This window comes from Photobacterium jeanii, assembly GCF_001650345.1.
GTDB classification, from domain to species: domain Bacteria; phylum Pseudomonadota; class Gammaproteobacteria; order Enterobacterales; family Vibrionaceae; genus Photobacterium; species Photobacterium jeanii.
In genome coordinates this window covers 287,443-308,729 of record NZ_LVHF01000025.1, presented here as the reverse complement: position 1 = coordinate 308,729, position 21,287 = coordinate 287,443, and the positions used below count along the sequence as shown (strand labels likewise).

The following is a 21,287-nucleotide window of genomic DNA, read 5'->3' as shown; positions in this document are numbered from 1 at the left end:
AGCGCCGAACTGTTATGACACTGGATATTTCAAAATACCCTCATCTGGCTCTAGCCAATACGCCAGATGAACTACGCTTACTTCCACAAGACAGCTTACCCACTGTATGTGATGAGCTGCGTACCTACTTGCTTAACTCTGTAAGCCAAACCAGTGGCCACTTTGCGTCTGGTTTAGGTGCCGTTGAGCTAACGGTCGCACTGCATTATGTCTACAACACCCCATTCGATCATGTGATCTGGGATGTAGGCCATCAAGCGTACCCGCACAAAATTCTGACTGGTCGTCGCGACCAGATGTCGACCATTCGCCAAAAAAACGGTTTGCACCCATTCCCGTGGCGTGAAGAAAGTGAATACGACGTACTGTCGGTGGGTCACTCTTCAACCTCGATCAGCGCAGGTCTAGGTATGGCAATTGCCGCTGAGAAAGAAGGCAAAGGCCGTAAAGTCGTGAGCGTGATCGGCGATGGTGCTATCACCGCAGGGATGGCATTTGAAGCCATGAACCATGCCGGTGATGTTCATTCCGACATGTTAGTGATCTTAAATGACAATGAGATGTCAATTTCTGAGAACGTTGGTGCGCTGAACAACCATTTAGCTCGCCTACTCTCAGGTAACCTCTACAGCACGATCCGCGAAGGTGGAAAAAAAGTGCTGTCAGGTGCGCCACCAATCAAAGAGCTGGTTAAACGCGCTGAAGAACATCTCAAAGGCATGGTAGTACCAGGCACGCTATTTGAAGAATTTGGCTTTAATTACATCGGTCCCGTTGACGGTCACGACGTAGAAGAGTTGGTCAAAACATTAAAGAACATGCGTAACCTTAAAGGCCCGCAGTTCCTACACATTATGACCAAGAAAGGTAAAGGCTATGCCCCTGCAGAAGCCGATCCTATCAACTTCCACGCAGTACCTAAGTTTGATCTGAGCCAAAACGCTTTCCCGAAAGCGAAAAGTGGTAAGCCGACGTTCTCCAACATTTTTGGTGACTGGCTGTGCGACATGGCTGCTCAAGATGACAAGCTAATGGCAATCACACCAGCGATGCGTGAAGGCTCCGGGATGGTACGCTTCTCGAAAGAATACCCTAACCAGTACTTCGATGTTGCCATTGCAGAACAGCACGCGGTGACACTGGCAACCGGAATGGCAATTGGTGGCTACAACCCTGTAGTGGCAATTTACTCGACCTTCCTACAACGTGGTTACGATCAATTGATCCACGATGTGGCAATCATGGATCTTCCGGTGATGTTTGCTATTGACCGTGGCGGCCTTGTTGGCGCTGATGGTCAAACCCACCAAGGTTCGTTTGATTTAAGTTTCATGCGTTGTATCCCGAATATGACCATCATGACACCAAGCGATGAAAACGAATGCCGCCAGATGCTGTACACAGGTCATCTCCATCAAGGTCCAAGTGCGGTACGTTACCCTCGCGGTAGCGGTACTGGCATCGAAGCTGAGAAAACCATGACAGCGTTGGAAATTGGTAAAGGTATTGTGCGCCGTGAAGGTGAAAAAATCGCAATCCTTAACTTTGGTACCACGCTAAGCTATGCCCTTGAAGCAGCTGACAACCTCAATGCAACCGTGGCGGATATGCGCTTTGTTAAGCCTCTGGACGGTGAGCTGATCAAACAGCTGGCAGCGAGCCATGATGTACTGATCACCGTGGAAGAAAATGCCATTGCTGGCGGTGCTGGTAGCGGCGTGATTGAGTACATGATGAAAGAGAAATGCCTCAAGCCTGTGCTTAACATCGGCTTGCCAGATCGCTTCATCGAGCAAGGTACCCAGCAAGAACTGCACGCGATGCTAGGTATCGATGGCGCTGGCATCGAACGTCAAATTCGTGAGTTCATGGCCAAATAACGCATGAGCTAACGTCAACAAAACGGACGCCTCGGCGTCCGTTTTTGTTTATTGTGCTTTTTTAATACCGCTTTATTCCGCTTTTTTCAGCACCACGCCTTCGTAACCTGATAACTCAATATAGCGTACCGCCTCACCTAAAGTCCCGTCGGCTAATACTCGTTGGTAATCACCAGGGAGCGATACCCGCAGTGGATCTGTCTGAGTAAAACTCACGTTATTTGCTTCATCCATCGCTCGATACAACACTAACCCTTGGCTATATTGACGTGCAATCACCCCATGACGCGGGAAATTACTGCCCCATCCTGAGCGGTAGAGCCAAAACCAATTAGCCGGTGTGACCGCTATACCATTAAATTGCGAGCTGGTCGTTTTTACGGTGTGAGTTTTACCTGCAAATTCATCACGCCAATAAACCACGCGGTAACCTTTCGGCGGTGGTACTGGCTCGCCAATATCAACTGCCAGCATTTCACTCGGTTGATACGCCCAGTTCTTTGGCACCCCTTGACGGTACCAATTAGCTTCATCGGTATTACCACTACCGTAATAAAAGCTACTATTCCAACTGTGATAATAAGTTTGCTGTGGGAGATTAAACAAGTAATACAAGGCAAGCCCAGTGGTAATATCTTGATGCCATGCGGCAGGCAATAACGGTACTCGCTGACTGCGCCCTCCTTTCATGCTTGCCATGATCAGGCTCTTATCTTTTTGCTGCGCTAAAGCAAAGTTATCCCAATAACGATATAAGCGATTGAGCCCCATTGCGGGGGTCAAATAATGCTCGCGCAACCACACATCCATCACATGGCGTAATGAAGCAGGCCAGCCTTGATAGTGCCACAAATTCAGCTCTGAAATATTGGCAGCCAGCCAACGAGTTTGGGTCTTCTGTTTCACTAATGCCAAGAATGCCGCCATTTGCTCAGCATAATGACGTGAAATCTCACTCCCTCCCGCCACCGTATTTAACTCACTGATCAAACCGCCTTGGTTGACCACGAACTGATTATTGCCCAACAGCTTTGCCATGTCATCGTTATAAGCCCCGGTTAACCCTTGCTGCTGCCAGTCATAAGCATACCAATCGGCATGCAAGGCATTAAGCTTAGGGTTGCCAAAATTAACGCGATACCAGCAAGTGCCCGGCCACATGTGTCCCGCAGGAATTAAACGCGCTTGATGGCGAAAACGGGCGCTGGCAGTTTGATTTTTCCGAGTCGAAAATTCGCTATCACTGACATAACCATCTTGGTTAATATCGTTAGCACTGTCCCAACCGGGGATCATCAACGCCCCTTGCTGCTGTTTTAGCCATGGCTGAAAACCGACACTATCGAGCTTGGTGGCGACCTTCCACGACAATTTCACCATCCACACCTGAAGCCCTTGCTGCAAACTCGCAAGCCCAGTATTAATGGCTCGCCCATCAATGGAAGCGTGGCTACTGCGCCATGGGTGGTTCAATTCAAGCTTGCCTTGCCAGTAACCTTGTTGTTGCTGCCAATCCGCATGAACAGACTGCCAACGCGCTAAACCCGAGCTTCTTTTTAGACCTGAGTTTTGCTTCACACTCGTCACTGCGTTAGCTTGAGTCTCGGTTATAGGAGAAGAAAAACGGTACGCGGGGATCCCCTGCATCACTTGCGGAGCAACACCAGCCTGAATATTTAAGGTGTCGAAAGGATAAGAAGAAATCAGGATCAGCTCATCATCTGGCTGAATCATAAGCGGATAACGCGCAGTCGCGTAATTACCATCTCGCAATAGGATTTGATGCAGAGGCTGCCCTTGCAGCAAGTAATCAACACCTTGGCTTAATTTAGGCGCAGCCAGTAAAGTATCATTAGCAAAGTGGAGATAAAGATCTTCAAACTCGACTCCAGCTTCTTTTGCTGCCGCACTAAGCCAAGCACTCGGCTTACTGGGTTTGCAATCAAGCTTCTGGCTATACATATAGCCGATAGTGATCATTTGGCGATTAATACTGGGATCACGCATGCTGCCAAATACCAAATCAGCGTGTTGTGCTTCCCATTGTTTTACATCTTCTGCAGTATCTAGCGCAGCGGTCGTCAGTGGTGCTTCCCAATGCCCCGGTAACACCCATGCCGTACCCGTTGATGGGTAAACCTGAGCATTACACGGTGCAATCAGCCCACAGCCTAAGGCCATCATCACACTTTTGACCACGCCCCTGAACGCTTTCATAGACACTGCCTTTATTGTTCTGATCTGTAAAAATAAGACTAGTCGAACAATGGCTTAGAGCAAATCATGACGCACAAAAAAAGCCGCACTAAGCGGCTTTTCTTCAATTTAAATTCAATGGCTTAACCAAAAGCAATCATGCGGTTATCACCAGCCTAGCCAATGGCTCACACCCCATAGGGCAATCATCGCCATAAAGCCAGCCAGAATGTCATCAATCATGATGCCAAACCCGCCGTGAACATGCTTATCAAGCCAACTAATAGGCCAAGGTTTTACCATATCGAAGAAGCGGAACAGAACAAAACCCGTCAGCACCACTTCCCAGCTCAGCACAGGCGCAACTGCCATAGTGATCCAGAAACCGACGAATTCATCCCACACGATACTGCCATGATCGTGGACTTTCATGTCGGTCGCTGTCTTATGACAAATCACGATCCCGACTACAGCAGCAATAAAAGTGATCAGCAAGTACAGTGCAAAAGGCAGTTGTACAAGCAAGAGATAAAAGGGGATTGCTGCCACGGTACCCATGGTGCCCGGTACGATTGGCGATAAGCCACTACCAAACCCCGTAGCGAGTAAGTGCCACGGATTACGTAAATGTAAATTGTCTTTTGGGTTCGTCAAACCTTACTCCGCAAAGTGATCATAACCATGAAGCTGCCAATCCAGTGGTTGACCGTTTGATTGTAACGCGATACCTGAGCCAGCATGAAGCTGACCGATACAGCATGCTTTAACGCCGGTATGTGCCAAAGCCGTTTCCACAGCACCTCGATTCGCTTCCGGTACGGTGAAGCACAGTTCGTACTCTTCACCACTGGTTAACGCCATCTGACGCGCTTTGATCTCATCTGGCTCAAATGCCAGTAGTTCATCAGAAAGAGGCAGTTTATCAACATCAAGCACAGCACCCAAGCCAGATCGCGAAAGGATATGCCCAAGATCCGACATAACACCGTCAGAAATATCAAGTGCAGCCGAAGCAATACCACGTAAGGCTTGTCCTGCGAGCACCCGAGGTTGTGCTTGATAATGACGCAAAGTCAGTGTTTGAGTAAGCGCTTCAGATGACAAATGACGCTCACCTAAAATCAGCGCCAGACCTGCCGCGCTATCCCCCAAATTACCCGTCACATACACCCAATCACCATTACTAGCGCCCGAGCGGGTCAGTGCTTGGCCTTGAGGCACAAAACCTTGCACCGTTAAAGTGATGCTCAATGGACCTTTGGTGGTATCACCGCCAATCAGCTGAACATTGTAATACTCAGCAAGGGCAAAAAAGCCCTGGCAAAACCCTTTCAACCAAGTTTCATCAGGCTCTGGCATGGTAAGTGCTAACGATACCCACGCAGGCGTCGCGCCCATCGCCGCTAAATCACTTAAATTTGCTGCTAGTGCTTTATGCGCCACTAACGCAGGATCAGCATCGGCAAGAAAATGGGTGCCAGCAACCAATGAATCGGTACTCACCGCCAATTGGCAGCCTTCAGGCACTGTCAACAGCGCACAGTCATCACCAATCGCTAAATTCACATCACGGCGATCTACTGCTTGGCGCTCGAAGTAATGCGCAATCAAGTCGAATTCATTTTTTGCCATAACTTATTTCGCCTTAACCTTGTTCACCATAACCGACTCACCATCAATCTGACGTTTCTAACCGTTATTGGGTGAGCTAGAGAATTGAGGGACATAGAAAAAAGGCCAGCTAAGCTGGCCTCTTTATAATCGAAATCGATTATTTGTTTTTGCGAAGGCTAGGTGCCGCTTTATCAAGTACACCGTTCACAAACTTGTGGCTGTCTTCAGCACCGAACATTTTAGCAAGTTCGATAGCTTCGTTGATTACCACTTTGAAAGGTACGTCTTCGCGCTTAACCATTTCATACATAGCTAGGCGAAGTAACGCAAGTTCCATCTGATCCAAATCTTGTAGTGGACGAGATAGGTATGGTCGCATTTTGCTGTCTAGTTCTTGGTGATTAAGAACAACACCAGTTAATAGATCACGGAAGTACTCTACATCGCTGTGCGGTGCAGCAAGCGCTGGTGCGTCTGCTTGGTGTTCTTCTTCTTCAAATTTGTCACCAGATAGGAAATGAAGCTCGATATCAGCAACATTGCTCTGAGTGATCTGCCAAGAATAAATAGCTTGCACTGCAAACTGACGTGCATTACGACGTGCGGCTGGTTTCACATTAACCCCCATTAGGATTCAATTTGGGACAGAACATTTACCATTTCAAGCGCGCTAAGTGCAGCCTCTGCCCCTTTATTACCAGCCTTGGTACCGGCACGCTCAATGGCTTGTTCGATAGAATCGACAGTTAGAACGCCAAACGCAACTGGAGTATTGAACTCAAGAGCGATTTGCGCCAAACCTTTATTACACTCACCGGCAACATAATCGAAGTGTGGGGTTCCGCCACGGATCACTGAGCCTAACGCGATAATCGCGTCATAACGATCGCTTTTAGCTACTTGCTGTGCAACCAATGGTAGTTCGTATGCACCTGGGCAACGAACAACAGTGATATTGTCTTCGCTTACCTGACCTTGACGTTTCAGTGCATCAAGTGCACCTGAAAGTAGGCTTTCGTTGATAAAGCTGTTGAAGCGTGCGATTACAATAGCAACTTTTGCATTTGGTGCCGCGATGGCGCCTTCAATTACCTTCATGGGCCTTCCTGTGACTATGTCTTTTTCCGGTTTGAGAAACCGCGGGAGTCTACCACACTTCGTAGCGTTGCGGCTACGGTCAATCGGTGGAATCTCGTGATTGCTAAAAAATTCACCACCAGCCGTGCTTTTAAGCATCATCACTCATGGTGAGTTGTGTCTTTGTAAGGCATCACAACTTGCATGACACCTTATTGATAGAAAAATCCTTAACGCGGATTATTCACAAATATATTCAACAGCTTCTAAGCCAAAGCCTGACAGCGAATGATAACGTTGCGTACTTGATGACAACAAACGCATCTTAGAAACACCCAAGTCAGACAAAATTTGCGAACCGACACCAACCTGACGCGATTGATCTTTCGGATTCAATTTCACTTGTGGCTGACCTTCCGCTTGTGCCGATAATTGCTTCACTTTCGCAATCACCGCTTCTTGGCTTTCTTGCTTGCTCAGTACGACTAACACACCGCCTTCATCAGCAATGCGCTGCATCGCATTTGGCAGTGTCCATTGGGTCGCACCAGAGTGAAGAATATCTTTAAACGTATCTTGAAGATGAACACGTACCAAAGTTGGCTGATCTTCTTTCACTTCACCTTTACGTAGCGCGTAATGAATTTGATTATCAATGGTGTCGCGGTAGGTGATCATATCAAAATCACCAAACTCAGTTGGCAATGTACACTCGCCAACACGCTCAATGGTGGTTTCGTTGTTATTACGGTACTCGATAAGATCGGCAATCGTACCTAGCTTCAAGCCGTGTTTTTCTGCAAACACTTCCAGTTGAGGGCGACGCGCCATGGTGCCGTCTTCGTTTAGGATCTCAACAATCACACTGGAAGGCTCAAGCCCTGCAAGACGCGCAACATCACAACCCGCTTCAGTGTGACCGGCACGAGTCAGTACACCACCAGGCTGTGCCATCAATGGGAAAATATGACCTGGCATCACGATGTCGGCTGCGGTTGCATTTTCAGCGACAGCGGCTTGAACAGTGCGAGAGCGGTCTGCTGCCGAAATCCCGGTAGTAACCCCTTCAGCCGCTTCAATCGATACCGTAAAGTTAGTACTAAATTGTTCGGTATTTTCTTGTACCATCAACGGCAGGTTCAGTTGCTGACAACGCTTTTGCGTTAGGGTCAAACAAATCAAACCACGACCATAAGTCGCCATGAAGTTGATCGCTTCTGGTGTCACCTTTTCAGCGGCAATGATCAGATCGCCTTCATTTTCACGATCTTCGTCATCCATCAAGATAACCAGTTTACCCTGACGAATATCGTCGATAATTTCTTTTGCGCTGCTTAACGCCATCTTAATCCCCTCAATCTAGAAACTGCTTAGCCTAAAAAACCGCTACGCGCGAGCAGATCCATTGTCACTGTAGACTCTTTCTCTGCGGCCTTGTCACCTAACATTAGACGCTCAAGATAACGAGCAATCACATCCACTTCCAAATTCACCTTACGACCAACTTTGAAAGATTCCATCGTGGTTTCCGCTGCTGTGTGCGGCACGATAGTTAATTTAAATTCATTACCACGGATCGCATTGATCGTCAGACTGATACCATCAATGGCTACCGAGCCTTTTTCAGCAAGGTATTTCGCTAAATGCGCTGGAGCACTGATCCAAAATTCAATCGCACGCCCTGTATGGTTACGTTCGATTATCTCGCCAACGTTATCAACGTGACCCGATACCATGTGACCACCAAAACGTGTGGTTGGCAGCATGGCTTTTTCCAAGTTAGCCGCTTGACCCACTTTGTAATCAGCAAACGCAGTTCGCTTTAAGGTTTCTAACGACAAATCAGCAACATAGCCAGAGCCTGTTAGCTCAACTACGGTTAAGCACACCCCGTTAGTGGCGATACTGTCGCCCAGTTTAACGTCTGTCATATCCAGCTTGCCTGAATCGACGGTCACGGAAATATCATCGCCCTTTGGCGTCAACGCAGTAATCGTGCCTACTGCTTCAATAATGCCTGTAAACATGAATCTTAATCCTATTCTTTCGGCGATTTAATACGTGCCGTGATACGGATATCAGGGCCGACAGTACGTACATCAGTAATATCTAGCTCAGGCACCTGTGACATAGCAGTCAAACCTGCCAAGTTCACCAAACCTCGGCTATCACTGCCCATCAGTTTAGGTGCTTGATACAAAATTAGCTCATCAACCAGCCCTGCAGCGAGTAAGCCACCCGCTAGTTCAGCGCCAGCTTCTACCCAAATATGGTTGATATCATGCTCGCGAACCAATTGCTGCATCAAAGCTGTTAAATCGATCTGCCCTTGTGCATTTTCGATACATTGCAGCTGCTTAACAGAACTAGGCCAGTCTGCACTGTCTTGCTCACGACGAGCCAGTAAAGTATTGCCAGTCAGCGAGGTCAGTTTGTGTTGCGGCGTGACTCGGTTTTGACTATCGATGATCACCCGCGTTGGCTGACGCAGATTCGCTTGTGGGTATTGAGCTTGGATTTCATCGCTTAGCTCTTGCCAGCGCACATTCAAAGAGGGGTCATCAGCCAGCACTGTTGCGCTAGTTGATAAAATCGCCCCCGCTTGAGCGCGATAGGCTTGCACATCGCGACGCGCGGCAGGGCTAGTGATCCATTTGCTATCACCATTGGCAAGAGCGGTACGCCCATCTAGGCTCGCAGCTAGCTTCAACTGCACAAAGGGTAATCCGGTTTGCATTCGCTTAATAAAGCCCGGATTCAACGCCTGTGCATCCGCTTCTAGCAAACCGGTTTGCACTTCAATCCCTGCCGCTTCGAGCATCGCGATACCGCGCCCCGCGACTTTAGGATTGGGATCGACCATAGCACACACCACACGCGCAACGTTGGCGTTAACTAAAGCTTCAGCACAAGGGGGAGTTCGACCGTAATGAGAACAGGGTTCAAGCGTGACATAAGCCGTCGCACCAGCCGCCTTTTCGCCTGCTTGGCGCAGTGCGAAGACTTCAGCATGGGGCTGACCTGCTTGGTAGTGATAACCTTCGCCCACAATGGTGTCACCATGAGCAATGACACAGCCCACATTGGGATTCGGGGCTGTGGTATAGATACCGCGCTTCGCCAATTTCAGCGCGCGCAGCATCATGGAGTGATCAAGAGAAGAAAACATGGATAATTTACTTTTCTAACTTGGCAATTTCTTCACCAAATTCGCGGATATCTTCAAAACTACGATAAACCGATGCAAAACGAATGTATGCAACTTTATCGAGCTCCTTTAGTGCTTCCATCACTAAATTACCAATCATATCCGATGGGACTTCACGCTCACCTGTTGCACGCAGTTGCGACTTAATGCTGTTAATTGCTTTTTCAATATCATCGGTACTCACAGGGCGTTTTTCTAACGCACGCTGAATACCACCTCGCAACTTATCTTCGTTAAACGGGTCACGGTTACCATTGGTTTTAATAACGCGCGGCATCACCAATTCGGCGGTTTCAAACGTTGTGTAACGCTCGTTACATGCCAAACACTGACGACGACGACGCACTTGGTGGCCATCGGCAACCAAGCGAGAATCGATTACTTTGGTGTCATTCGCACCACAAAAAGGACAGTGCATCGTGCCTCCTCATTTTCGTCGAATCAGTGTACCGCATTTCAAACGTTTATTGAGTATATATCAGCGGTTTTTGTTGTTATTTCCGCCATAACGCAAAACGGCACCTTGAAGGTGCCGTTTATTTATCCAGTTAGCGAAATATTACGCGTAAACAGGAAGACGCTTACAGATTTCAAGCACTTTCGCTTTTGTAGCTTCAATAACTGCAGGGTTTTCAATGTCATCTAGGATGTCACAAATCCAACCAGCTAGTTGCTTAGTATCTTCAGCTGTGAAACCACGACGTGTGATTGAAGGTGTACCGATACGGATACCCGATGTTACAAACGGGCTACGTGGATCGTTTGGTACGCTGTTCTTGTTCACTGTAATGTTAGCAGCGCCAAGTGCAGCATCTGCTTCTTTACCTGTGATGTTCTTATCAATCAGATCAACAAGGAACAGGTGGTTTTCAGTACCGCCAGAAACGATCTTGTAACCACGCTCAAGGAACTCACCTACCATTACTTTCGCGTTTTCTACTACGCGCGCTTGGTATTCTTTGAACTCAGGCTCCATCGCTTCTTTGAACGCCACCGCTTTTGCCGCGATTACGTGCATTAGAGGACCACCTTGACCACCAGGGAATACCGCTGAGTTCAGTTTCTTGTACAGATCTTCACCTTCATTTGAAAGGATAAGACCACCACGAGGGCCCGCTAGTGTTTTGTGCGTTGTTGTTGTTACAACGTGTGCGTGAGGAACTGGGTTCGGGTATACACCCGCCGCAATAAGACCCGCTACGTGTGCCATATCAACAAATAGGTAAGCGCCTACTTTGTCTGCGATTTCACGCATGCGTGCCCAATCACACACTTGAGAGTAAGCAGAGAAACCACCGATGATCATTTTCGGCTTGTGCTCTAGCGCAAGTGCTTCCATCTCTTCGTAGTTGATCTGACCGCTTTCGTCGATACCGTAAGGGATGATGTTGTAAAGCTTACCTGAGAAGTTTACTGGAGAACCGTGAGTCAGGTGACCACCGTGCGCTAGGCTCATACCTAGAACCGTGTCGCCAGCGTTTAGTAGCGCCATGTAAACTGCGTTGTTCGCTTGCGAGCCTGAGTGAGGCTGTACGTTCGCGTATTCAGCACCAAAAAGCTGACATGCACGATCGATCGCTAGTTGCTCTGCTTTATCAACATACTCACAACCACCGTAGTAACGCTTCCCCGGGTAACCTTCTGCGTACTTGTTAGTAAGTTGAGAACCTTGTGCTTCCATTACACGTGGGCTTGTGTAGTTTTCAGAGGCAATCAGCTCGATGTGCTCTTCCTGACGTGCAGTTTCTTCCTGAATAGCTGCAAATAGCTCCGCGTCGTAATCGGCAATATTCATGTCACGCTTTAGCATCTGTATCTCCTGACTCAGATCGGTATAACCACAAAATTTTAACAAAAACTGGATTCTCGCAAAGCTAGTAACCATGCGGACGCAAACGTTTTCGTCTGACCAGCAATTGATGACTTATTTTACAGAAATTGATCTAAATCAGATACCCCTCAGTTAACTTTTTATCGTTTTTCTTCATGTTAATTTTCAATGCCGCCATGAATTGCTTTCATCTTATATACAAATTGATGCAAATTTAGCAACCACAGCATGAATACTATTATCAAGCTCATCATCAAAATTAATATTTACAACTGTGTACACAAATACTTACAGAGGTAGAAACCCAGCTCTCGACCATGTCTTCTTTCTTAACAAAAAGGGCTTTATCATTGCGACCGAAATTGACCTTCGCTGTATCTACTTTGCTCTCGGCAAATGATGAATAAGGAGCCCTCTTTGAGCAGTAACAAGCATTCTTTATCTGAAAACATCATCGCAATTCTGACTGGCACCTTTATTGTTGCTCAAGGTGTCTTTTTCCTTCAGCAGGCGGACCTCCTTACAGGTGGTACCACAGGCTTGGCGTTGGTGATGACACACTTTGTCGATCTGACCTTTGGTCAACTTTACTTTATGGCGAACTGCCCGTTTTACTTAATGGCGTGGTTTAGAATGGGTCGTAGCTTTGCGATGACCAGTATCGTCTCTGGCGGCTTGGTCTCGATTATTACCGATAACTTGTACCGTGTAGTTGAGATCAACTGGCTTGATCCATTGTACTGTGCAGTGATTGGTGGTTTGTTGATGGGCTTGGGTATGCTGATCCTATTTCGCCACCGTACCAGCCTTGGCGGTTTCAATGTCTTGGTACTCTTCCTTCAGGAGCGTTTCGGTATTTCAGCAGGCAAAATGCAGATGGGGATCGATATCAGTATCTTAATTGGTTCATTCTTCTTTGCGAGCCCAATTACACTGGCTTACTCAGTGATTGGTGCCTTTATGCTGAACTTGGTGTTGGCGATGAACCACAAACCAAGCCGTTACAGTGCCAGCGCACCAGCCAGTTAAGCCGCTATTTACAGCATTAATAAATAGAAGGCGAAATTGAATCCATAGCAAAGAGGTCGCTTGTTGCGACCTCTTTTGCATTTAACAATGTATTAGACTTACAGCTCTGATTATTGGTTGTAGGCATTGAGCATCCACATCAGCTTTTCTTGCTCACGGATGTAATCGCCCATTAAAGCAGCCGTACCTTCATCATCAGCATCACCCGCTAGCCCCAAAATTTGACGTTGCATACCTAACAACACTTTAAAACCAGCTTGTAATCCACCAACACACTCACCACCCGCATGAGCGTTTAGGTGCTCTTTGATATCGCTCACTTCAAGATACTGAGTAAAACTATGAGATGGCGTTGCCCCTAGTGTTAGCACGCGCTCTGCTAGCTCATCAATTTTCACTTGTAGGTCGGTGTAAATCTCTTCAAATTTCTCGTGTAATTCAAAAAACTCACGACCTTTAATGTTCCAATGGTAGCCACGCACGTTCATGTACAACACTTGGTAATTTGCTAACAGTTGGTTAAGTTGTGCTGCAAGCACTTCAGATTTTACGCTATCAAGACCGATAATATTTTGGTTAGTCATAATGAAATCTCCTTTCTTTTCCTCAATATTACGGCTCACCTCCCCTGCACTCCATTTGAGTTGTCTTATACATTCAATAGATAAAAGCTATCAATAAAGCAATAATAATTAATTCAACAATTACAAAAACGCCTTGGTCTATGCCAAGGCGTTATCTGTTTTAATGAAAAAGTTTCCTAATTACTGTTGATTCATCATTGGCTAAATAAGCCTCCATAACGGCTTTCCCACCATAATAATTCAAGTGGTTATTATCATAATACAAGGGAGTGCCATTTAGCATGCTCTTACAGGCACGGCTATCACATAATGTATCCTTCATTCTGATAACAACTAACTGAGGATATTTTTCTTCAAGCTCACTTAAATACGTTTGGTAATAGTTTTGTCGTATTTCAAACTCCTCAATAGGCGATTCACACCCTTTGCCTGTGATACCACCATACTTGAGTTGCTTTAACCAACAACTGTTCGGTGTAAAGCTAAATTCAGCAACCTGTTCAAATACAATCGGATTTTTCCCTTGAGAAATGATAAAGGCCAAGGTTCTATCTAAGCTTTCTTTGAACACTCGACGGCTATTCTCTACACTCTTCGTTGAATCTTTTTCATCGGCTAAAAAGATAGGTCCTTCTTCTCCAATTTTCATGGATGTTTCAGTATACATAGCCCATCGAGCCCCTAAAAAGACAAAAGGGACATCCGAACTCTTAACAACTTCTGCAAGTTGATCATTTAACAATTTACATTCTTCTGTTAACTCTTTGTTGTATAACAATTGAGCACCAAGTAATGGAGGGCAACCCGGCTGACCACCATATAAAGTAGAAAAACCAAACTCTCGCCCTAAAACATCAACACTTGATCTAAAGTGATCAGCGTGAGAGTCCCCCCATAATAGCGCCTTAATGTCAGAGATTTGACCTGTTTGTAAACCTAATACTTCAGCCTTAAATGGATGATACGAAGTATTTTTTATATATTGATTCGCATATGGGCCAAACCCTTTCGAGTGTTGTGTTGAAAACTCAATAATCTCAGGTTCAAACCTATCCATATAACCATCATTATCTGCTATGTTTTTTGCAATACTAACAGCAATGATAACTGGGACAATAAAGTAAAATAAAACAACCCATCTATATCTTAATTTTAAATATCGCAATGGCGTTTCATAAAACTTCCAAGATAAAATAGATAATATAAAGGTTAGCAAAAGACAGATAACAGCACCGGATACAGTCATCGAACCATAATAATAATTATAAAAAGCAATGATTGGCCAATGCCATAGATATAATGAGTATGAAATCTTCCCTAGGAAAGCAACAACTTTATTACTAAGAATACAACAACTTAATGTATTACTTCTTTCTCCGGAAAAGATTAGTGCAGCAGTGGCAAGAACAACCCAAAGAGCATTAATACCAGGAAAGCTTATATTTGAGCTGTATGAGAAAAATAATATAACTAATACACCAGCACCAACAATACTTAAAACTTGGTATGTTAGAAAAGTAAAGTGGATGTTTCTATTACGCTTATCAACACAAACAATAGCGAGTAAAGCACCTGAAAACATTTCAAATAAGCGACTTTGAAGTAAAAAATAAGCAGCGTTAGGGGCCGTTATTGTCGATATTTGTGAATAAGAAATGGCTACAATAAAAATAGTAATTAATATAGTCATCAGCTTATTATTGTTAACGAACTTGAGCAGTAAGAATAAACATACAGGCCATATTAAATAAAACTGCTCTTCAACCGACAAGGACCAAATATGCAACAACGGCAATACATCGGAAGATGGAGCAAAATAACCTGAATTCCTTTCAAAATATACATTCGCAATGAACGCACTCGCATATCTTACACTGTCAGCAACTCGTACGAAATCTTCGGGCAAATATAAAAAGTAAGCTATACAAAAACTACATGTTGCTACCAAATAAAACAAAGGTAATATTCTTTTTATGCGCTTAATATAAAACTCAGAAAAAGAAAAAGCGCCACACTGCATATGAGAATAGATAGCTGTGGTTATAATAAATCCTGATATCACAAAGAAAATATCTACACCAATAAAACCACCTGAAAGCCAAGATGAATTTAAATGGAAAATAATAACTGCGATAACCGCAATAGCTCGTAAGCCATCTACATCAGGCCTGTACTTAATTGGTTGCATAACTTATCTAGCCTAGTTAAACGACATTTGGTTCAACGGCGAATTATACACATCAATAGCAATCCTCACACGTTTAAAAGACAAAAAAAACCCATAGACACTTTGCTATGGGCTCTTCAGCTATCTAACAGTTTGTTAAAACTAATTAAATTGCGTCCTCGTCCTCTTCACCCGTCCTGATGCGCACTACACGCTCTACATCGAACATGAAGATCTTACCATCGCCAATTTTGCCTGTTTGAGCGGTTTCAATAATGGTGTCGACGCATTGATCTGCCACTTCATCAGCAACAACGATTTCTAGTTTCACTTTAGGTAGGAAATCGACCATGTACTCTGCGCCGCGGTACAGCTCGGTGTGACCTTTTTGACGACCGAAGCCTTTTACTTCTGTGACAGTCATACCTGTGATGCCTACTTCAGCCAACGCTTCACGCACATCGTCTAGTTTAAATGGCTTAATAATGGCTTCGATTTTTTTCATTTTCTCGTCGTCCTTTTGAGCGGAGGCTAATATTTGCAAATTATTTGCTTAGGTAATAACTCGCAAAACTACTGAAGTCTTAGGGTTAGCTTGGGATTATCGCAGAAACTCTTAGCTTAGCTCAATGGCTTTGCCGCTTGTTTTCACCATTGTGGAGCTGATAACAAACAACCACTTGGCTGTCAGTTCTTAACTGTGTGACGCTAAGAATTAAGCCCTATGGGTCTATCCATTTTATTGAGTAAGGCAAACACTGCGTACAGTAAGATGCTGATATTGACCCCAAGCACAACGTAAGCTCGCAGAGCTTCAGGGAAAATCAAGGGTACGAAGGGCACCATAGAAAAGTTAAAGAACATGGTGGCGGCAGGAATAAAAAAGTAGAGTGGCAGAAACCCCCAATGACGGCCTTTGAGCAAGCCAATCGCAGATAAAATTCCTGATAGCAATACGAGACCACTGATCACCATAGGAATGATCCCTAACTGGGTGTAACTGAATGCGATTGAAAAGGCATCAAAATTTCGCAACAAGCATAGGGTAACGATCACGCCAAGCACGCGCTGCGCCAGCGTCGAACTCTGATGTTGAACCGAATGTGGCAAGGTTATCTTCCTTGATCGTACAAGCACATACCACGTCAATTACTTGAGCTAGATACCAAGCCGTGTTGGTAACGCTCTTCCCTGTAATATCAAAATTGGGTATGCGTTAAAAAATAGTTGAATTGAAGTGGCGCATTTTAGTGCTAACTTGCTAATGACTCAACACCAAACTCAGCAATTTGAGCAACGCCTCAACTTTTCTGATAACTCATACGCATTTCTTTTGTTTTAGAACAAAAAACCGCCCATAAGGACGGTTTTGTCACAATAAGTATGAGTTTGATCTCATATTTTTCTTATGGTTTGTGAGTTACTTGAATCGCATCAGCCACAATGCCGTAATCACTCCACGAACTGTAAGCCCCTGAAATTCTCACTTTATACTGAGTGCCTTGCTCTAAATATAAGCTCTCTACCAATGGCGCAAAATCAAAAGCTTTGTTGTAAAGATCAACGTTTTGACTAGCTAGCTCACTTTCACCACGTAGTACACGATACATGGTCTTATCTGAACCATAACCGTGACTGCTACCAAACCCACCAGGGCTGTTGAAAGTAATTTGGTAGTTTCCACTTTCAGCAACTTCAAATGTCCATTCCGCTACCGCGTTCGCATCGGTCGAATAATAGTAATCGCGACCATACTGACCATTACCTTCCACTTTAATCGTGCCCGCGACTGACACTTTAAAGTTACGATCGCTATTGTCCATCACAGTCCCTTTAGGATCTGTGGTGACGACAACGGGTTGCGGCACTTGGCTCTTTTCAAGTTCGCTCACGGCTTTGTCTAGCTGCGCTTTTAGTAGCAACATATCTGACGACGCAAGAGTTGGGTCAATAGAAACGTGATTGATTGACGCCAAAGCAGCCTTGAGCTGATCAATCTTCGCTTGCGGGTACTGACCCGGTTGGTTACCCACTTGCGCTGAAGCTAATAGCGCTTCAACTTGTTCGACTACCGTGGTTAACTGCGCCGCCGCCGACATATTGGTATTGCTCGATACGAATTCAACCTTAATCGCATCAGCAATCAGAGGACCAGTAATGATCTCAACACTGCGGTTGTGGACTGTCACCTTGTAATCATGGTGCTTATCGAACACAAACTCACCCAGTGTCATGTATTCACCATTAGCTGCCATTGGGTAATCAAAGGGGGCTGCGTTACTCACACCGTCAACCAAGTTAAACATGCGATCGCTCGATTCACCGGAAGCGGCAAACACGTTGTATCTTGCGCCTGTGGTTGCACCATGAGCAAAGAACATCGAGCCTTGGGCAAAGTTAGACGGAGTACGCATCGACACACGGTAAGTTCCCGGTTTATTCACACGGAACCACCACGCTGCATGCGCAAAGTAGTTATCACCACTCCCGGCCGCGTAGGCATACGTTGTGCCTTGACTATCGCTAGGACGATCGCTCTTGGTCGACCAAACACCTTGAGTTTCAAATGCCGCATTACCGTTATCAATAATACAAACACTTTCCGCTTCACACTGTTGCGGCTGCTTACTAACCAGCGTTAAGGCCGGTAGTGGCACTGTATTTTGGTGCGAGTCGTTATGGCTTAAAAAGTTCGCGTCTTTCACCGACACTTGGGTGCCGTTATGCGTGAAGAAATCACTCACCTGCCCTGTCATTTCAAGGAACAAACCACCCGAGCGTTTCAATGAATCCGCAGCCAAGTAGATCAGCGATAAGTGATCTTTCCCCATCTCGCCCGATTTAAACGCAGCCACCAGCTTTTGGTTATCCACCATCATGCGTTGGATATTTTCCAATGCCATAACTGGTGATACGTGAGTACCACGATTAAAGCGTGCAACCACTTTTAACGGGTATCCCTGTTCAGCATTGACAGTAAAACCACGGTTCACCGCCCCAGCCGCGGCATCATCTAAATCGTATTGCAACGATTTTAGCCCCATCAACTTCACCATTGGCTCGGTGCCAGCTAGTGGCGCGGCAATACTGCCTTTGAATGGCGCGGTAGGTAGACCGTCTGCACTGTTGGGAATGGTTTGATCAGGCAGTGTTGTCATCGCTTGACCATCTGCGCTGTATTGCTGATAGCCGTTAGCATCTAACACTGGCGCGCCACCCACTACTTCTGCCATGTAAAGACCGGTATCGCTGGCTTTTAATTTAGCAGCAAAGTTAAGTGGATCAACACCATCAATCACACTCTGTAAGGTATAGAAGTAATGCTCGAATGCCTTTGAACCCACAGTTAACGGCTGATGCGTATCTAAATGCTTCAACGCGCCCAGAATTTCTGGTCTAAAGCTTGGTGAGTGTTCCAAAAGCTTAGGCACACCACCACCTGTGGTTAACAACGCTGCCGCTTGGATCTTCGGCAAATTCGGGTTGTATTGATGAACAAGAGGATCGTTATTGACCGCGACGAATGGCATCCCCAATACACCACCCAGCGAGTGACCAACAAAATAAACACGGCTAATGTCAAAGTCGCTCACGCCATCATCATCAAGGTCGATGTTTTTAAGGCTGGCGTTTAAGTTCAACAAATCAGAAATAGCTTGGCGCATACGATCGCGCTGGCTCAATACATTGCTGAAATTCATAAACGTTGAGCCCGAGCTACCATTTAGAGTCGCTAAATCCCAACTCATTGGCTGTATCTCACCTGTCGGTGAGCGGGTTGCGCTAAAGTGACGCTCGACGATCCCTTCCATTTCATTGAGCTGCGCCGTCAGTTTGGCGTGCTGTTGAGCTTCACTGTCAGTCAGACTTGGCTTACTGTCGAGTGCAGCTAACGCTGTTTTTGTCTCAACACGTAGTGAGTCCATCCCGAAACCAACAAACGGCGATGGTAACGCGGCGCTACCAACAAGTAGCTGTGGCGAAATACCGTGCAGCGGCAAGTCAATCGCAATAGTCGCAAAACAGTCGTTGTCTGGACGTTCTTTGTCACACAGCGAAGCCAATGCCATACCTGCTGGGAAACTATTACTGCGATCACCCAAAATCCCGTGCTGGAAAATCACCACAGGCCAACCACCGTCAGGCTTTTCCCCTTGTGGTAGCGTCACCAAAAATGGCACTTTGTATTGCGCTTGTTGCTCTGGGTATGGAAACGCGGTTTTAGCATTGGTGCTTGTTGCGGCAAGGTTTTGCGCTGAATATTGCCATTCATCATTGCCAAACTCCGCCAACGCGCTCGCCTTGATATGACGATTTTCATCCAGCTCTGGCGCTGCTAAGTAATACGGCAAGGTAATATGACCCTGCACAAATTTCACTTTCGGATAGCCAAAAGAGGCAAACGAAAAACCTTGTACGCCGTCTGATAGCAAATCATCCAACAACTGACCGTCGAGCTTAAAGTCTTGGTATTGCGCTTTTAGCTGATCGATCTGCGCCACTGACATATCAAATTGCTGTGCCAATGCGCGGCTATCTAAAGAGTTAAATACCACCCCCAGTTTTTGTAAAAACGGGTCTAGCATGTCACCAATCGAGAGATCACGACGAATAATGCCCACTTCACGAGGCTGTGGCATCGCGTTGCCATGCGCTACCGACGCAAGGATGTCATCGGCTTGTTGTGGCGTAAGACCTTGATTAATTAGCGCTGCTTTAGGACTGGCTAACGCTTCTAATGCCGCAGTGCCCATGGTGGTGGTAAAAGTAAACGCATGAGCAATTTGCTGGCTTGCTGCTTGGCGATCTTGCGACAAATAACTGGTTTGTCCTTTTTCAGCAAAGCCCCCCGCAATCGCAACCAATGCATCGCTTGCCATGTTATGCCAACGAGACACCACACCGCCTAGCGGTAAATTGGCGGTCAGAGCATCCGTTTGGCGATATAGGTGATACTCATCGGCTGGTACGATCACCTGACCTTGGGTGTCACGCAGGGTATTCGTCAAAATCACCAAATATTTAGTTTGTGGTGCGAGTGGTGCCAACGGACTAATACGCAGCACGCTAGCCTCACCATCAAGCACCACAACATTGGCGCGAAATTGTTGCTGCGCTAATTTGCTGCGATCAACCAACTTACTGCCATTGCCTTGAAAGCTTGCCAACGACACAGGATCATCGCCGTTAGATTGCAGTGGTAGCACAAACACATTTTGGTTAGGGCCTGTAAAAGATACGCTAGCGGGATCTAACGGCTGACTAAATGCAACATCAAACTGCGCAGTGGTCGAAAAGCCCTCGCTATCCGCCAACGTCAGTCCACGCTTGCCATTAATACTAACAACACCGTCATCTGCCGTGTGGACATTTACCCCAGCAGCAAAGCGAGAGCCAAAACGTAAGTCATTCACCAAATCCATTTGTTGACTCTGCGGTGCGAACACAACATGTGGTCGCATACCTGCATGATAAGACCCCGCCTCAGAAGAATCAGAAGATGAGTCATCAAAACAGCCTGTTACAGACGCACTCAAGGTCAAAATCACTAAACTGCCTTTCCAAGAAAGGCGGTGAGGTCGGTTTATAGATTGAAATGAATTACCAAACACTAGACACCAATATTTTTTATACGCATAAATCGATACAGATCTCACACCAAAACACGTCAATAACAATCCGGAGCAACTTGGCACCGAGA

Annotated in this window: 17 protein-coding genes; 2 read left to right on the top strand and 15 right to left on the bottom strand. The window is 46.0% G+C overall.

Annotated features, from left to right (window positions below; genetic code table 11):
- Positions 1-14 precede the first annotated feature (14 nt).
- Complete coding sequence (gene dxs / locus A3K86_RS12170; RefSeq protein ID WP_068331294.1) at positions 15-1,880, top strand: 1-deoxy-D-xylulose-5-phosphate synthase; 1,866 nt, start codon at positions 15-17, stop codon at positions 1,878-1,880.
- A gap of 72 nt (positions 1,881-1,952) precedes the next feature.
- On the opposite strand, the gene A3K86_RS12165 is transcribed toward dxs, so the two are convergent.
- The 10 genes from A3K86_RS12165 to glyA form a co-directional block, all read right to left on the bottom strand.
- Complete coding sequence (locus A3K86_RS12165; RefSeq protein ID WP_232321979.1) at positions 1,953-4,097, bottom strand: hypothetical protein; 2,145 nt, start codon at positions 4,095-4,097, stop codon at positions 1,953-1,955.
- Between the two features lie 147 nt (positions 4,098-4,244).
- Positions 4,245-4,730, bottom strand: coding sequence for a phosphatidylglycerophosphatase A (pgpA, locus tag A3K86_RS12160; protein ID WP_068331292.1), 486 nt, complete (start codon positions 4,728-4,730; stop codon positions 4,245-4,247).
- A 3-nt stretch (positions 4,731-4,733) separates the two neighbouring features.
- Positions 4,734-5,708, bottom strand: coding sequence for a thiamine-phosphate kinase (thiL, locus tag A3K86_RS12155; protein WP_068331290.1), 975 nt, complete (start codon positions 5,706-5,708; stop codon positions 4,734-4,736).
- 139 nt (positions 5,709-5,847) lie between these two features.
- On the bottom strand, positions 5,848-6,318 hold the full coding sequence (gene nusB, locus A3K86_RS12150; RefSeq protein ID WP_068331288.1) for a transcription antitermination factor NusB: 471 nt from the start codon (positions 6,316-6,318) through the stop codon (positions 5,848-5,850).
- Positions 6,318-6,788, bottom strand: a complete 471-nt coding sequence (gene ribH, locus A3K86_RS12145; protein ID WP_048898133.1) for a 6,7-dimethyl-8-ribityllumazine synthase — start codon at positions 6,786-6,788, stop codon at positions 6,318-6,320. Before ribH ends, nusB begins: the two co-directional genes overlap by 1 nt.
- A 219-nt stretch (positions 6,789-7,007) precedes the next feature.
- A complete protein-coding gene (gene ribBA, locus A3K86_RS12140) occupies positions 7,008-8,111 on the bottom strand; it encodes a bifunctional 3,4-dihydroxy-2-butanone-4-phosphate synthase/GTP cyclohydrolase II (protein ID WP_068331286.1) in 1,104 nt (367 codons plus the stop codon).
- 26 nt (positions 8,112-8,137) lie between these two features.
- Positions 8,138-8,794 (bottom strand): riboflavin synthase, encoded by a 657-nt coding sequence (locus A3K86_RS12135; RefSeq protein WP_068331284.1) that lies wholly within the window; start codon positions 8,792-8,794, stop codon positions 8,138-8,140.
- Positions 8,795-8,805: 11 nt separating this feature from the next.
- Positions 8,806-9,936 (bottom strand): bifunctional diaminohydroxyphosphoribosylaminopyrimidine deaminase/5-amino-6-(5-phosphoribosylamino)uracil reductase RibD, encoded by a 1,131-nt coding sequence (gene ribD, locus A3K86_RS12130; protein WP_068331282.1) that lies wholly within the window; start codon positions 9,934-9,936, stop codon positions 8,806-8,808.
- A gap of 7 nt (positions 9,937-9,943) precedes the next feature.
- Positions 9,944-10,393: a transcriptional regulator NrdR gene (gene nrdR, locus A3K86_RS12125; protein WP_068331280.1), complete on the bottom strand. Its 450-nt coding sequence runs from the start codon at positions 10,391-10,393 to the stop codon at positions 9,944-9,946.
- 141 nt (positions 10,394-10,534) lie between these two features.
- On the bottom strand, positions 10,535-11,785 hold the full coding sequence (gene glyA / locus A3K86_RS12120; protein WP_068331278.1) for a serine hydroxymethyltransferase: 1,251 nt from the start codon (positions 11,783-11,785) through the stop codon (positions 10,535-10,537).
- A 438-nt stretch (positions 11,786-12,223) separates the two neighbouring features.
- On the opposite strand from glyA, the gene A3K86_RS12115 reads away from it, so the two are divergent.
- Positions 12,224-12,835: a YitT family protein gene (locus A3K86_RS12115; protein WP_332310129.1), complete on the top strand. Its 612-nt coding sequence runs from the start codon at positions 12,224-12,226 to the stop codon at positions 12,833-12,835.
- Between the two features lie 110 nt (positions 12,836-12,945).
- Here the strand turns inward: A3K86_RS12115 and A3K86_RS12110 are convergent, their stop codons facing one another.
- From A3K86_RS12110 to A3K86_RS12090, 5 genes are all read right to left on the bottom strand, one after another.
- Entirely contained in the window at positions 12,946-13,419 is a 474-nt protein-coding gene (locus A3K86_RS12110) for a Dps family protein (RefSeq protein ID WP_068331274.1), read from the bottom strand.
- 160 nt (positions 13,420-13,579) lie between these two features.
- Positions 13,580-15,607, bottom strand: a complete 2,028-nt coding sequence (locus A3K86_RS12105; protein WP_068331272.1) for an acyltransferase family protein — start codon at positions 15,605-15,607, stop codon at positions 13,580-13,582.
- A 145-nt stretch (positions 15,608-15,752) separates the two neighbouring features.
- Positions 15,753-16,091, bottom strand: coding sequence for a nitrogen regulatory protein P-II (glnB, locus tag A3K86_RS12100; RefSeq protein WP_068331270.1), 339 nt, complete (start codon positions 16,089-16,091; stop codon positions 15,753-15,755).
- A gap of 203 nt (positions 16,092-16,294) precedes the next feature.
- Positions 16,295-16,696, bottom strand: a complete 402-nt coding sequence (locus tag A3K86_RS12095; RefSeq protein ID WP_068331267.1) for a hypothetical protein — start codon at positions 16,694-16,696, stop codon at positions 16,295-16,297.
- Between the two features lie 296 nt (positions 16,697-16,992).
- The gene (locus A3K86_RS12090; protein WP_068331265.1) at positions 16,993-21,135 is read right to left on the bottom strand and encodes a golvesin C-terminal-like domain-containing protein; all 4,143 of its coding nucleotides are present in this window, start codon (positions 21,133-21,135) and stop codon (positions 16,993-16,995) included.
- Positions 21,136-21,287: the final 152 nt, after the last annotated feature.